General features: G+C 67.9%; 9 protein-coding genes and 2 pseudogenes. 7 read left to right on the plus strand and 4 right to left on the minus strand.

Features of this window, described 5'->3' with window-relative positions; all coding sequences use genetic code 11:
- Window positions 1-132 precede the first annotated feature (132 nt).
- Window positions 133-504 carry a MerR family transcriptional regulator gene (locus OG432_RS06430; protein ID WP_328308610.1) on the minus strand — a complete coding sequence of 124 codons (372 nt, stop codon included), beginning with the start codon at window positions 502-504 and terminating at the stop codon, window positions 133-135.
- Between the two features lie 48 nt (window positions 505-552).
- Between OG432_RS06430 and OG432_RS06435 the strand changes: the two genes are divergently transcribed.
- From OG432_RS06435 to OG432_RS06445, 3 genes and pseudogenes are all read left to right on the plus strand, one after another.
- The gene (locus OG432_RS06435) at window positions 553-1,440 is read left to right on the plus strand and encodes an NAD(P)H-binding protein (RefSeq protein WP_328308612.1); all 888 of its coding nucleotides are present in this window, start codon (window positions 553-555) and stop codon (window positions 1,438-1,440) included.
- Window positions 1,441-1,712: 272 nt separating this feature from the next.
- Window positions 1,713-5,177, plus strand: a complete 3,465-nt coding sequence (locus OG432_RS06440; RefSeq protein ID WP_328308614.1) for a type ISP restriction/modification enzyme — start codon at window positions 1,713-1,715, stop codon at window positions 5,175-5,177.
- A 105-nt stretch (window positions 5,178-5,282) separates the two neighbouring features.
- Window positions 5,283-5,510: pseudogene (locus OG432_RS06445) on the plus strand (transposase family protein); the annotation flags it as partial.
- Window positions 5,511-5,633: 123 nt separating this feature from the next.
- On the opposite strand, the gene OG432_RS06450 reads toward OG432_RS06445, so the two are convergent.
- Complete coding sequence (locus OG432_RS06450) at window positions 5,634-5,894, minus strand: hypothetical protein (RefSeq protein ID WP_328308616.1); 261 nt, start codon at window positions 5,892-5,894, stop codon at window positions 5,634-5,636.
- A 108-nt stretch (window positions 5,895-6,002) separates the two neighbouring features.
- Here OG432_RS06450 and OG432_RS06455 point away from each other — a divergent pair, with 108 nt between their 5' ends.
- Together OG432_RS06455 and OG432_RS34915 are read left to right on the plus strand one after the other, a co-directional pair.
- Window positions 6,003-6,617 (plus strand): TetR/AcrR family transcriptional regulator, encoded by a 615-nt coding sequence (locus tag OG432_RS06455; protein WP_328315022.1) that lies wholly within the window; start codon window positions 6,003-6,005, stop codon window positions 6,615-6,617.
- 1,398 nt (window positions 6,618-8,015) lie between these two features.
- Window positions 8,016-8,345 (plus strand): annotated as a pseudogene (locus OG432_RS34915) (DUF6531 domain-containing protein); the annotation flags it as partial.
- Between the two features lie 376 nt (window positions 8,346-8,721).
- On the opposite strand, the gene OG432_RS06460 reads toward OG432_RS34915, so the two are convergent.
- Together OG432_RS06460 and OG432_RS06465 are read right to left on the minus strand one after the other, a co-directional pair.
- Complete coding sequence (locus OG432_RS06460; RefSeq protein WP_328308618.1) at window positions 8,722-10,092, minus strand: class I SAM-dependent RNA methyltransferase; 1,371 nt, start codon at window positions 10,090-10,092, stop codon at window positions 8,722-8,724.
- A 101-nt stretch (window positions 10,093-10,193) separates the two neighbouring features.
- Window positions 10,194-12,239: an APC family permease gene (locus OG432_RS06465; protein ID WP_328308621.1), complete on the minus strand. Its 2,046-nt coding sequence runs from the start codon at window positions 12,237-12,239 to the stop codon at window positions 10,194-10,196.
- 228 nt (window positions 12,240-12,467) lie between these two features.
- Here OG432_RS06465 and OG432_RS06470 point away from each other — a divergent pair, with 228 nt between their 5' ends.
- Together OG432_RS06470 and OG432_RS06475 are read left to right on the plus strand one after the other, a co-directional pair.
- A complete protein-coding gene (locus OG432_RS06470) occupies window positions 12,468-13,136 on the plus strand; it encodes a potassium channel family protein (RefSeq protein WP_328308623.1) in 669 nt (222 codons plus the stop codon).
- Complete coding sequence (locus OG432_RS06475) at window positions 13,136-13,804, plus strand: potassium channel family protein (protein WP_328308625.1); 669 nt, start codon at window positions 13,136-13,138, stop codon at window positions 13,802-13,804. The genes OG432_RS06470 and OG432_RS06475 overlap by 1 nt, the downstream gene beginning before the upstream one ends.
- Window positions 13,805-13,823: the final 19 nt, after the last annotated feature.

Consider the following 13,823-nt stretch of genomic DNA (forward strand, 5'->3'; position numbering starts at 1 on the left):
TGCGGTGCGTACCAGGGATCCGTTCGCATCGTAGATCGGGAGGCGGGACGCTTGGATGATCTTGAGACGGGGTGGCTGGTTCTGGGGGCCGACGAGGCCGCGCGGCACAAGCTCCCCAGGGGGCAGGTCGGCTCAGGCTTCGCGGACGAAGTGCGCGCAGTCCGGACAGTCATCGAGATACCGATGCCGGCACTCGACGGTGTGCCGCAGGAACGTGATGGCTTGTTGCGCTCGGGCGATCTCACCTTCGAGCGCGGCGATCTTCGCCCTCACCACCGCTTGTGCCGCCTGCTTCCTCGGCGTCATGGCCGCTATGACGTCCGGCAACGACAGACCAACGCGCCGCAGCTTCAGCACGGTGCGCGCCTGCTCCAGAGCGCTGTCGTCGTAGATGCGGTGACCATTGCCGTCGCGGCGCACGGTGAGGGCCCCCACATCCTCCCAGTGCCTCAACACGTGCGCTTCGACGCCGAGTTCCGCGGCTGCGTTTCCGATCGTCCGCATCACACACGCCTTGCCTTCATGTCGACCTGAACCCCTAGCGTCTCGATCATGCCTGACACCCATCGCCCCACGGGCACCCATCACCATGCATCGGTCCTCGTCACCGGCGCCGCCGGAAGCCTCGGCCGTGAGGTTGTCGACCGCCTCCAGGAACACGGCGCACGCGTGCGATGCCTGGTGCGCCGTCACACCACCCGTCCGCGCCCTGGAGTCGAGCCGGTGATCGGCGACCTCACAGACCCCACGGTGCTCCGCGACGCGCTCCGGGGCATGGACGCGGTCCTTCTCCTGTGGCCGCTGCTCGATTCCGCCCCCGCCCACGAACTGGTCGCGGAGCTCGTCGCGGCGGCGCCCCGCGTCGTATACGTGTCCTCGACAGCCATAGACGACGAAGCCGCCCAGCAGAGCGATCCCATCGTTCAGGTGCATGCCGACATGGAAGTCCTGCTGCGCGATGCCGGGCTACGCCCCGTCGTGCTCCGCAGCGACACGCTGGCCTCCAACGCCCGCGGGTGGGCGGCACAGTTGCGGGCCGGCGACGTGATCGCGGGTTCGGACATCGCGCGCACGGCCGTGGTCGACGAACGCGATGTCGCCGATGCGGCGGTAGCCGTCTTGCTCGCGCCCCACGACGCCCGGCCGACTCTCCCCCCGTACGTATTGACCGGACCCGAGGTGCTGAGCCGAGCCGACCAAATCGCCCGACTCGGCGCCGTCCTCGGACGCCGACTGAGCTTCCAATCGCTTCCCGCCGACCTTGCCCGATCCCGCATGCTCGCGGACGGTCGTCCCGAACGACTGGTGGAGGCGCTGCTGGCCGCATCGGCGAACCGACCGGAGTCGCACCGCGTCACCGACCATGTCGAACGCCTCACTGGCCGGCCGGCCGGCACCTTCGCCCGATGGGCCGTCGACCACGTTGCCGACTTCGGGTGACGGGAGGGCGACAGCACGGCCCGAGAAGGTCGAGCGAAGCCAGAACCTCGGCGCCGTTGCGCGCCGCCTTCAATACCCCTTCCACGGACAGAGGTTGGTCCGGGGCCTCACGCCACCCCCTCACATCGGAGGGCGGCACCCGGCTTCGCTCTGGACCGGGGTCGCCCCCCGGACTCGGCGCCTCGGGGCGAGAGGCACTCTCGACGAGAAGTGATGATGTGATTACCGTGAGTTGAAGAAGCGGTGGGGGTGTGCTGACCTCGGGGGGCGGGATGCAGCGCAAGGAGCGGTTGCGGAGCATCGTCAGCGAATTCGGTGCGACATGTAAGCAGGCGTTGCTGCACGGGCAGAAGGAAGCCGCGATTCGCCGGGCAGTCGAAACGCTTCTCGTCGATGCGGCAGGGGTGTTGGGACTGCGAGCGGTCGTCCATGCCGAGGTTGCCATCGCCGCGCACCGGATACGCCCCGACCTAGCCGTACGGGTGGGAGGATCACCTCGCAACATCGTCGGCTACGTCGAGCTGAAGAGCCCCGACAAGAGCACGATCCATCCCAGCGGCCTGAACAAGCGGGACCGTCGCCAATGGGAGGGCATGGCCAAACTGCCCAATCTGATCTATACGAACGGTCAGACATGGATCATGTACCGCTCAGGTCGGCAGTACGGCGACACCATCCACTTCGAGGGCGATCTACGCAGCGCCGGCTCCCGGCTACGACTGCCGGTCGCCGGCGAGGCCGCCTTCGAGGCGATGCTTGTCGCATTCTTCGGCTGGCAGCCCCATCCCCTGACGTCAATGCGGGAGATCGTCACCCAGGTCGCCCCTCTGTGCGCGCTCCTGCGTGATTGTGTTCATGATCGCCTCGACGCCGAAGCGAGCCTTCCGCGCCACCAGCGTCCGTTCACCGACCTGGCCGCCACGCTCGAAGTCGACCTCTTCCCGACCACGGACGACCGGGACAAGCACGCGACCTTTGCCGATCGTTACGCACAGTCCGTCACCTTCGCTCTCCTGCTGGCCGGTTCCGACACGGCTGGCGGGAACGACAAGGCACTTGTCGGTATGAGCCTGCACGAGATAGGCAGACGGCTTGGAGCCGAACACTCCGTCATGGGCCGCGCCTTGCAGATCCTCACCGACCAGGTCGAGGGAGAATTCCGCGACAGTCTGGACATGCTCGTGCGCGTCATCGACGCCATCGACTGGGGAAGTGCTCTCGCCGGCGAACCCGGCTTCCACGTCCATCTCTACGAGCACTTCCTGCAGGAGTACGACGCCGAGCTGCGCAAGGACTCCGGCACCTACTACACCCCGGCCCCGCTGGTGACCGAGATGATCCGCCTGGTCGACGAAGTACTGGCGACCACTCTGGACTGCCCGGACGGCTTCGCCGACCCCGGTGTGTCGATCATCGACCCGTCCATGGGAACCGGGACCTTCCTCACCGGCATCATCGAACTCGTCGCCCGCAAACAGTCCGAAGGTGGCAACGAAGGCTTCCGTGCCGAATCCGTGCAAGAACTCGCGGGCCGACTGATCGGGTTCGAAAAGCAGATGGGCGCCTTTGCCGTCGCTCAGATGCGTGTGGGGCAAATGCTCCGGCACCTCAACGCCCGGGTCCCGCTGGGCGACATGCGCCTGCACTTGGCCGACACTCTCGCCGATCCCTGGCGACCCAGTGAACTCTTCGACCGCTATGGCGCCTTGTGGGGGCCCTTGCGTGATGACGCCGAGGCAGCCAGCACTATCCAGCGCACCGAACGCATCACCGTCGTCATCGGCAACCCTCCCCACCGCGAACAGGCAGAGGGCCAGGGCGGGTGGATCGAGAAGGGCTCACCGGGCCGCGGTGCCCCGCCCCTTGACGACTTCCGGCTACGCGGCGCAGCAGGCGTGTACGAGAACAAACTGAAAAGCCTGTGCACCTACTTCTGGCGCTGGGCCACCCACAAGGTCTTCGACCAGGACGGCGATCACCGCCACGGCATCGTCTGCTTCGTCAGCACCGGCGGCTTCATCCGCGGTGCCGGCTTCCAGGGCATGCGCTCCTACCTGCGGCGCACCTGCACCGAGGGCTGGATCATCGACCTCACACCGGAGACCAAAAGACCCCCGCTCAACAGCCGCTTCTTCCCCGGAGTCCAGCAGGAGTTGGCCATCGCCATCTTCGTCCGCCGGCAAGGCGAGCGAGAAGAGGACGTGGCCCCGATCCATTATGTTGCCGTTCATGGCTCCAGGCAGAGCAAAGAGGAGCAGCTGCGCAACCTGCACATCGACGGTCCCGGCTGGCGCGCGGCCCGACCTGTCGAGTCCGTCCCTTTCACACCCGCTTCCCAGAGCGGTTGGGACACTTTCCCCGCCCTCACCGAGCTCATGCCCTGGTGCAAGCCGGGCATCAAGCCCAACCGAAACTGGGTCATCAGTCCGTCCAGAACCGTCCTGCGCCGACGCTGGAACCGACTCGTCCAAGAACGCGACCCTGCCACGAAAGAGGAGCTGTTCAAAGAGACCCAAGACCGCACCCTGGACAAGGAAGCCCTCCAGATCCCGGGTCATCCCCACCCGCCGAATCGTCTACGCATCGAGCAAGGACCCTGCCCCGCTCCGATACGCATCGCCCGCAGAGCCCTGGACCGCCAATGGCTCATACCCGATGGCCGCGTCATCGACCGCTCGCGCCCCGAGTTGTGGCAGACCGACATCGATGGCCAAATCTTCGTAGTCGAGCAGCACACCCAACGCCTGCAGACAGGGGCGGGACTACTCTTCACGGCCCTGATCCCCGACATGCACTACTTCAATGGAAACGGCGGACGTGTCCTACCACTCATGCACGCCGATCGAACTCCCAACGTCACGCCAGGGCTATTGCCACACCTCGCCAACTCCTACGGCCTCCAGCAAGTTCTCCCCGAGGAGCTGCTCGCCTACGTCGCCGCTGTAACGGCCCATCCCGGCTTCACCGAGCGCTATGCGGACGACCTCAACTCCCCCGGTGTACGTATCCCCCTGACCTCCGATCGCGGCCTCTGGCGCGAGGCCGTCGGCGTGGGGTACCACGTGTTGTGGGCCTCAACGTTCGGTACACGCTGCATCAACCCCGAGGACGGCCGCCCGGCAGGCACATCGAACTGGTGGCGGCGCCTGCACCCCGAGATCACGTACGCCCGAGAGGTCGCGTCCGACACGCTCCCATCGGCCGTCACGTACGACATCGAAGGCCAGCACCTTGTCATCGGAAGCGGCATCTTCACCGGCGTCACTCCACGTATGCGCAACTACTCCACGGGCGGGCGCAATGTACTCGACAGTTGGCTCGCGTACCGCAGCGACCGCACCCCCGGCAAAGTAACCAGTGAACTCGACCGTGAGCGACCCGAGCGCTGGGAACCCGGCTGGAGCCGGGAACTGGTCGAAGTCCTGGCCGTGCTCAGTCATTTGACGACTGTGGAGCCTCAGCAGGCGCAGATCCTCAGCCGTATCGTCGCCGCGCCCATGATCGACGTCACTGAACTCACCCGCCGACACATCCTCCCGGTACCTGCACGCGCCCAGCACGCCCACATCGGACCGGATCATGCGTTCCTGCCCGGCATGGACGCGGTCGATGGCCAACCGCGAGGTCCTGTCGAGCCTCTGTCCCTCCCGGACGCCCCCGCGGAGACCCAGCCACCCACGTCGCACCCGACCGCACGTCCCGTCCCGCGCGCTCGGCGGCGTCGCGGCCCGGCCTGACCGATGAGCAATCCGCGTGCGATTGCACCCCGACGAACCGGCTGCGGCTGCGCTTCATCCTCCGCGGCGGCTCCCCGCACGACGGAGGCGCGAGGGGACGTCGAGGCAGGAACCGGGCTGATCATGCCGCACCGCCGCACTCCCGGCGAAGAGTTGCCCGGCTGGAAGCAAGAGCACAACCGCTCACACAAGCAGGTCCGTGCCCGAGTGGAGCACGTCTTTGCCCGGATGAAGACCTGGCAGACCCTCCGGGACTGCCAGCTCAGGGGTGACGGCGTCCACCATGCCAGGCGCGGCATCGCCCGGCTGCACAACCTCAACCTCACCGGATAGACGACCGGCCGCAGTCGCAGCGACCGCATCAGCGGCAACTCAGAGATCGTCTACGGGACGTCTCTCAACCGGACCAGCCACGCCAAGAGCCTTCCACGCAGCGGTGGTCGGCCTCAGGCCCGCTCACGGACGTCGGTGCGCCCGCCTCCTCGCATAGTGACGGCGCGCCGCTGCCGCCAGCAGGGCCGCACCTGCAAAGCCGACCAGGAGGGTTCCCCACTCAGGCACACGGGCTGCCCGCAGAAGGCCGGCGACACCGAAACTCGTACCCCACCCGGCCTCCGTGATGGCGGAGCCGAACCCCTGGATGACCAGGATGGCGCCGAACAGCCAGAACAACCCCTCGCCTGAGCTGTTGTCCGGCTTCTTGAGCTGCTTCCCCATGACAGGCTCCCCCTCCGCAATACACACATCGTTCCGATGCGGTCGCATCACATCGTGCAATGCAGCCGAATATGATGCAAGTGCATCGGAAACCAGGAGGGGATGAGTGTGCCCAGGCAGGTCGACTACGAGGACCGACGCCGACGGATCGCCGAGGCGGTCTGCACCCTGATCGCGCGTTCCGGCATGGAAGCCGTCAGCCTCCGCGACGTCGCCGCTCAGGCAGACGTGTCCATGGGCTCCGTCCAGCGGTGCTTCCGCACCAAGGAGGACATGCTGCTCTTCGCGCTGGAGCACGTCTCCCAGCACGTCAGCGAACGCGCCAACCAGCGCATCACCACAGCCTCCGCCCCTCAGGCCGCAGCCACTCTGCTGTCACACACCCTGGCCGAACTCGCCCTGCTGGATGAGGAATCGACGACGCAGGCGCACGTCTGGCTGGCCTTCGTCGCCCACGCACCGGCCAGCGAGAAACTGGCCGCCGTCCTGCACGACACTTACGCCAAGCTCCATGACCTCATCGCGTGGCTCATCCGCTACGGCCAGGACACCCAGGAAATCCCACAGCATCTCGACCCCACCCGTGAGGCCCACAGCCTCCTCGCTCTGGCCGATGGCCTCACGGTCCACGTGCTTGCAGGCCACCACTCTCCGGAGATGGCGCTGGCCATCCTTCACCGCCACATTGACCACGTGCTGCAAAGCGCACCCAGCCACGGATGACGCGCCCAGCCCCGATGCCCGGCGTAAGCGAAGACCCTCCTCGCCGAACTCGCCCCCACCGCAGCCGTGCTCGCTCCCGCACCCCCGGCGCTGCCTCTCACAGCGATCGCACTTCGGCTCCCCACCGCGACCTCAGCCTCGGGGCACCATCGCCGAGCCGCACCCTTCCGACCCTCGTACGGGAAACCAAATTTCGCAGGTGAATGCCTGAATTTCCTGGATGATCATCCACTCGAACGTCGATGAGTGCGATTGCTAGCGTTCTGTCGATTGAGCTCGGCGTGAATTGATCGGAGGGGGAAAGCGAAGGAGGGACGTGCGACCTGCGTGTTCGGGGGGATTCAGGTTGCCGCTCGGGGTGTCCAGTCGATGGACGCAAGCAATCCAGTGGAGTGAAGGTGCCCGGAAGCCGACTTCCGGGCAACGCGGGGGCACGTGCTTCCAGATGCTGCGGTCATGCCTGTCTCACCCGTCTCACCCGTCTCGCCCGTCTCACCAGCTGGAATTCCCGACATCAGACGCTCGTCCCGGAACTCCCCCCTCGACCATTCCCCATAGCATTTCTGGAGAGGTTTCATGACGCCACGAGGGTTCCACAGACGAACGAGATTGGCTTTGGGCTTATTGACGGCGTGGACGCTGTTGCTGTCGGGCGCGCCACCGGCCCTGTCGCTTCCGAAGGGGATTCAGGTCTCTTCCGCATCGGGTGCGGCACGCGCAAAGGGCGCCCCCAAGCCCACGCCGGCGCAGAAGCCCATGTCGCTTGCCGAGCGCAGGAAACAGGTGCGGGAGGACAAATCCAAGGCCGCCCAACGCACCCTGGGCGGCCCTGCGGGGAAAAATGAACAGAAGCCAGGTGCAGCCCCTCAGGCACCCAAGCCCCGGAAGCAGGGGAAGGCAAGCTCCGGCATCGCCGCGGCGGCGACTGCTTCCATCGTGCGGGCAGAACCGGATGACTTCCGCGTTCTGGGGCCCGAAGGCTCCACGCGGGGAGTCAGCCAGCAGTGGGTCGGGACCAGCCAGTGGTTCAGCGGGCAGGTTTTCATGGGGGAAACAATCACCCTGTCCACGGCAATGCTGAATTCCGAATCGAAGTACGTCAACGGCAAATACGTGGACACACCGCATCAGGTCAAGGTGACCTGGAAGGTTTCATGCGGCAAGGACACCACGATCGACAAGGGCCAGACCGTCACGGCTCCATCCACAACGTACCACTACAACAACAAGACCACCCCGGTTCCGTACGTCAGTACACAAGTGACGCTCACCCCGGAGCTGTGCCCCAATTCCATGCCAGGTGATTCCGTCTACGCGACCGGCTTCACCGCTACGGCCATCGGAGAAGTACTGGACGACTCCAACCCCGAGCCGGGTGACCGGACCGGAAAAGTGACGATGCGACTCTTGTTCGCCGCGCCGATCCCCGATGCCTCGACCGACGGTTGCCTGACGGACTGCTCCCTGACTGGCTTCGCGCAGCCTCAGACGATACGGAACGGAACGGTGAACACCGCGACCGGAGCGTTCTCGCTCACGTCCACCGACCTGACCCAGGCGAAGGTCGGCGGCGGTTGGACCGCGGCCCGCCACTACTCGTCCCAAAGGGCGGCCGACGGGTCCTCTGCCGCCGGCTCCATGGGGCCAGGCTGGAGCCTCCCATGGGAAAGCACATTTCAGCACAACAAGGCGGCCAGGAACGCGGTCTTCACATCACCTACGGGTTCCGTCCATACCTACCCCTACTTCGTCGGCGGGGGAGGGTCGTGTTGCGATGCACCGAACACGAGTCGCTCGGACATGAGCCGACATCCCTGCCCCATTCATGTCGCCGATCTGACGGCGCCGGCCTGTGGACGCTCGCGGTCTCGGACGAGGCCTGCGTCTTCCATCTCGCCGGCGCCGATGCCCTCAGCCCCCACTCGTTGGGCGGGCCCATCGCCCGCCCAACGGCATCGCGCCCCCTTGCCGCCCAGACGAACCACGACGGGATATCCGCACAGCAGCAGGCCGCCCTTCCAGCCCGGATGTCATACCGGTCGGAAGGGCGGCCTTCTACTGCTGCCGACACGTCAGCACACGAGCTGGGCGTGCAAGTCGGGCGTCAGCGGCCCTTTTCGACCGGCTCAAGAATCGCCACGCACTCCACATGATGCGTCATGGGAAACAGATCGAACGCCCGCAGCGTCCGCGGCTTGTAGCCCGCCGTCGCGAAGTACGCCAGGTCGCGGGCCAACGCCGCCGGGTCGCAGGCCACGTAGGCGATGCGGCGGGCGCCCAGGGCTGCCAGGTGCTTGACCGTCTGCTTGCCGGCGCCCGCGCGGGGCGGGTCGAGGACGATCAGGTCGGCTTCGGTGATCTTCGTGCGGGGCAGGACCTGTTCGACCTTGCCCTGCTCGATGCGGACGCGGGGCAGGTCGGCCAGGTTGTGGCGGGCGTCCTCGACGGCGCGCTTGGAGGACTCGATGCCCAGCACCGCGCCCGTCTCGCCGACGCGCTCCGCGATCGCGCCCGCGAACAGGCCGACGCCGCAGTACAGGTCGAGGGCCATCTCGCCCTTGCGGGGCATCAGGCCCTGCATGACCGCCTTCACCAGGGTGTCGGGGGCCTGCGGGTGGACCTGCCAGAAGCCGCCCATGCCGACGCGGTAGGTGCGGCCGTCCGCGCGCTCGCGGACGAAGGCCCGGCCGTGGACGCGGTGGACTCCGCCGTCCTTCTCCTCGACGCGCAGGACCGATACGGGCTTGTCCAGTTCGACCAGGGGAAGGCGGCCGCCGGGGTTCGGGGTCAGGACGACCTGGCGGTCGTGCGAGCCCGAGGACGCGATCGCCTCGAGCGACGCCAGGGAGGGCCACTCCCGCTTCTCGATGCCGAGCTCCGAGACGCCGGGGGCGGCGATCATGCAGTGGTCGACGGGTTCCACGTCGTGCGAGCGGTGCTTGCGCAGGCCCGCGCGGCCCTCGTCGTCGATCGCGTACTGGACGCGGGTGCGCCACGCCGGGACCTGGCCCGCGGGGAGCTTGTCGCCCTCGGCCGGCACGACCGTGCCGTCCCAGCCGGCCTCCTCGGGGGTGAGGCCCGCGAGCCGCTGGAGCTGCTCGGCGACGACCTCGCCCTTGAGGCGGCGCTGGGCACCGGGCTTGGCGTGCTGCCAGTCGCAGCCGCCGCACTTGCCGGGGCCGGCGTAGGGGCACGGGGCCTCGACGCGGTCCTTCGAGGGCTCCAGGACCGTCACCGCGTCCGCGCGCAGGAAGCGGGAGTCGGCCTCGCCGTCGGTGACGCGGGCCACGATCTTCTCGCCGGGCAGGGCGTGGCGTACGAACAGGACGCGGCCCTCGGCGGTGCGGGCGATGCAGTGACCGCCGTGCGCGACGGGCCCGACCTCGACCTCGTACTCCTCCCCGACCAGCGACGACACCGACGGCTCGGTTGCCGACGGCTCAGGTGCCGACGGCTCGGGTGCGTTCTGCTGCATGGGTGGGTGACTCCAGGGGTGAGGGGAGAAACGGCGGGCGGCCGGGTGAACAGCCCACCAGTCTACGTGGGTGTCACCCGGCCGCCCGCCACGAGCACCGCTCAGCTCTTGTTGCTGGGCTCCTTGGGCCGGGCCACCGGGCCGCGGCGCACCGCGCCCGGCGCGTTCCAGTCCGCCCGCCTGCGGGCCCGCTTCTTGGCGGCCTCGGAGGACTCCAGCTGGTAGGGGACGGACGTCACCATCACGCCGGGGGTGAACAGGAGGCGCCCTTTGAGCCGCAGCGCGCTCTGGTTGTGCAGCAGGTGCTCGTACCAGTGCCCGACGACGTACTCGGGGATGAACACGCTGATCGCGTCGCGCGGGCTCTCGCGGCGCAGGCCCCGTACGTACTCGATGATCGGGCGGGTGATCTCGCGGTAGGGCGAGTCGAGGATCTTGAGCGGTACGTTGATGCCGCGCCGCTCCCACTCCTCCTTGAGCGCCTTCGTCTCGGCCGCGTCGACCGAGATGGAGAGCGCCTCCAGCTGGTCCGAGCGCATCAGCTTGGCGTAGGCCAGGGCGCGCAGGGTGGGGCGGTGGACCTTGGAGACCAGGACGATGGAGTGGACGCGCGAGGGGCGCAGGCTGTCGTCGCTCGGCTCGTCGGGCGCGGCGATCTCGGTCGCGACGCGGTCGTAGTGCTTGCGGATCGCGGTCATCGTTCCGTAGAAGATGACCATGCCGAGCAGCGCGACCCAGGCGCCGTGGGTGAACTTGGTGGCGAGGACGACCACGAGGACCAGGCCGGTGAAGAACGCGCCGAACGCGTTGATCGCGCGCGAGCGGACCATGTGGCGGCGCTTGGCCTGGTCGGTCTCGGTGGCCAGGTGGCGGTTCCAGTGGCGGACCATGCCGGTCTGGCTGAGCGTGAACGAGACGAAGACGCCGACGATGTAGAGCTGGATCAGCCGGGTGGAGTCCGCGCCGTAGATCACCACGAGCAGGACCGCGGCGCCGGCGAGCAGCACGATGCCGTTGGAGAACGCGAGGCGGTCACCGCGGGTGTGCAGCTGGCGCGGCAGGTAGCGGTCCTGGGCGAGGATCGAGCCGAGCAGCGGGAAGCCGTTGTAGGCGGTGTTCGCCGCGAGGAACAGGACCAGCGCGGTGGCCGCGGCGAGCACGATGAACAGGAAGCTGCCGTGTCCGAAGACGGCCTCGGCGACCTGCGAGATCACCGGGTTCTGGACGTAGCCGGCACCGAGCGGGGAGCCGTTGTGCAGCAGGTCCTCGGCGGGCTTCTCGGCCATGCGCACATGGGTCGACATGGCCAGCGCGATGATGCCGCAGAACATGGTGACGGCGAGGCCGCCCATCAGGGCGAGCGTGGTGGCGGCGTTCTTCGACTTGGGCTTGCGGAAGGCGGGGACGCCGTTGCTGATCGCCTCGACGCCGGTGAGCGCGGCGCAGCCGGAGGAGAAGGCGCGCAGCAGCAGGAAGACCATGGCGAAGCCCGCGAGGCCCTGGTGCTCGGCCTTGATCGTGTAGTCCGCGGTCGGCGCCTTCATGGTGTCGCCGAGCACGATCCCGCGGAAGGCACCCCAGGCGATCATGAGGAAGACGCCGGCGACGAAGACGTACGTCGGGATGGCGAAGAGCTTGCCCGACTCCTTCATGCCGCGCAGGTTCAGCAGCGTCAGGAGCACGATGACGGCGACGGCGCAGAGCACCTTGTGCTCGACGATGAACGGGATCGCGGAGCCGAGGTTCTCGATGCCCGAGGCGATGGAGACGGCCACGGTCAGGACGTAGTCGACGAGCAGGGCGCTGGCCACCGTGAGTCCGGCCTTCGGCCCGAGGTTGGTGTTGGCGACCTCGTAGTCGCCGCCGCCGCTCGGGTAGGCGTGCACGTTCTGCCGGTAGGAGGCGACCACGGTGAACATCAGCACCACGACCGCGAGGGCGATCCAGGGGCTGAAGTGGTACGCCGACACACCCGCCACGGACAGCACGAGGAGTACTTCTCCCGGCGCGTACGCAACGGACGAGAGCGGGTCGGAGGCAAAGACGGGAAGTGCGATGCGCTTAGGGAGGAGCGTTTCTCCCAGCTTGTCGCTGCGCAGCGCCCGGCCGATCAGGATCCGTTTGGGCACGTCGGTCAGTTTGGACACGCAGAGGATCGTAAGCGCTCTGTCTGAATAAGACGCACCCGCCTCCCCCCGGGCCGTGTCCGCCAGAGGGGCACTGCGTGAGTGCGTCCCCGGGCGGGCCGCATAAGCTCATCAGGCGGCAACGTGGATTTCTGTTGCCACGCCGTTGCCCGGCTAGCCGAGAAGGAAGTAGTGAGCAGGGTGTTTGCGCAGGTCATCGGGGCGACCAGGAGTGCGGGGTAAGGGGACGTGCACATCGTCATCATGGGCTGCGGGCGAGTGGGAGCCGCTCTCGCGCAAGCTCTGGAACAGCAGGGGCACACCGTCGCCGTGGTCGATCAGGACCCGACGGCCTTCCGCCGCCTGGGTTCCGGTTTCGGCGGGCGGCGGGTCACCGGCGTCGGTTTCGACCAGGACACCCTGCGCGAGGCGGGCATCGAGGAGGCCGGCGCGTTCGCGGCGGTCTCCAGCGGCGACAACTCCAACATCATCGCGGCCCGGGTGGCCCGTGAGATGTTCGGCATCGAGAACGTGGCGGCGCGGATCTACGACCCGCGGCGCGCGGAGGTCTACCAGCGTCTGGGCATCCCCACGGTCGCGACGGTCAGCTGGACCGCGGACCAGATGCTGCGCCGGCTGCTGCCGTCCGGCGCGGAGCCGTTGTGGCGCGACCCGAGCGGTGGCGTGCAGCTGGCCGAGGTGCACACCTCGACGGCGTGGATCGGCCACAAGGTCAGCAAGCTGCAGGAGGAGACCGGCGTGCGGGTCGCGTTCCTGACCCGGCTGGGCGAAGCGGTGCTTCCGACGTCCCGGACGGTGTTGCAGGAAGGCGACCTGGTGCACGTGATGATGCGGACCGACGAGGTCGAAAAGGTCGAGGCGGCGTTCGCCCAGGGCCCCGAGGAGGGCGGTCACTGATGCGTGTGGCGATTGCCGGGGCCGGTGCGGTGGGCCGTTCCATCGCGGGCGAGCTCCTGGAGAACGGGCACGAGGTGCTCCTGGTCGACAAGGCGCCCACCGCCATCTCGGTCGAGCGGGTCCCGCTCGCGGAGTGGCTGCTCGCGGACGCCTGCGAGATCACCTCGCTCGACGAGGCGGCGCTCCAGCGCTGCAACGTGGTCATCGCGGCCACCGGCGACGACAAGGTGAACCTGGTCGTCTCGCTGCTCGCGAAGACCGAGTACGGGGTGCCGCGGGTGGTGGCCCGGGTCAACAACCCGAAGAACGAGTGGCTGTTCAACGAGTCGTGGGGCGTGGACGTGGCCGTCTCGACGCCGCGTCTGATGTCGGCGCTCGTCGAGGAGGCGGTGAGCGTCGGCGATCTCGTACGGCTGCTGCGCTTCAGCCACGGCGACGCCAACCTGGTCGAGCTGACGCTGCCGCCGGAGTCGGCGCTCGCGGGCACGCAGGTCGGGGACGTGGCCTGGCCTGAGGACACCTCGCTCGTCACGATCATCCGGGGAACCCGGGTGCTCACGCCGAGCCAGGAGGAGACCCTGGAGGCCGGCGACGAGCTTCTGTTCGTGGCCGCGCAGGCCCGCGAGGAGCAGCTGGAGGACCTCCTCTCGGTGCGCCGCCAGAGCTGATCGCGCAGGACCACGGCCG

The sequence above is a fragment of the Streptomyces sp. NBC_00442 genome (assembly GCF_036014195.1).
GTDB lineage: Bacteria > Actinomycetota > Actinomycetes > Streptomycetales > Streptomycetaceae > Streptomyces.

Bases quoted from the DNA above. Each gene is read 5' to 3' on its own strand.
- OG432_RS06430 (WP_328308610.1), bottom strand. From the start codon at position 504: ATGCGGACGATCGGAAACGCAGCCGCGGAACTCGGCGTCGAAGCGCAC.
- OG432_RS06435 (WP_328308612.1), top strand. From the start codon at position 553: ATGCCTGACACCCATCGCCCCACGGGCACCCATCACCATGCATCGGTC.
- OG432_RS06440 (WP_328308614.1), top strand. From the start codon at position 1,713: ATGCAGCGCAAGGAGCGGTTGCGGAGCATCGTCAGCGAATTCGGTGCG.
- OG432_RS06450 (WP_328308616.1), bottom strand. From the start codon at position 5,894: ATGGGGAAGCAGCTCAAGAAGCCGGACAACAGCTCAGGCGAGGGGTTG.
- OG432_RS06460 (WP_328308618.1), bottom strand. From the start codon at position 10,092: ATGCAGCAGAACGCACCCGAGCCGTCGGCACCTGAGCCGTCGGCAACC.
- OG432_RS06475 (WP_328308625.1), top strand. From the start codon at position 13,136: ATGCGTGTGGCGATTGCCGGGGCCGGTGCGGTGGGCCGTTCCATCGCG.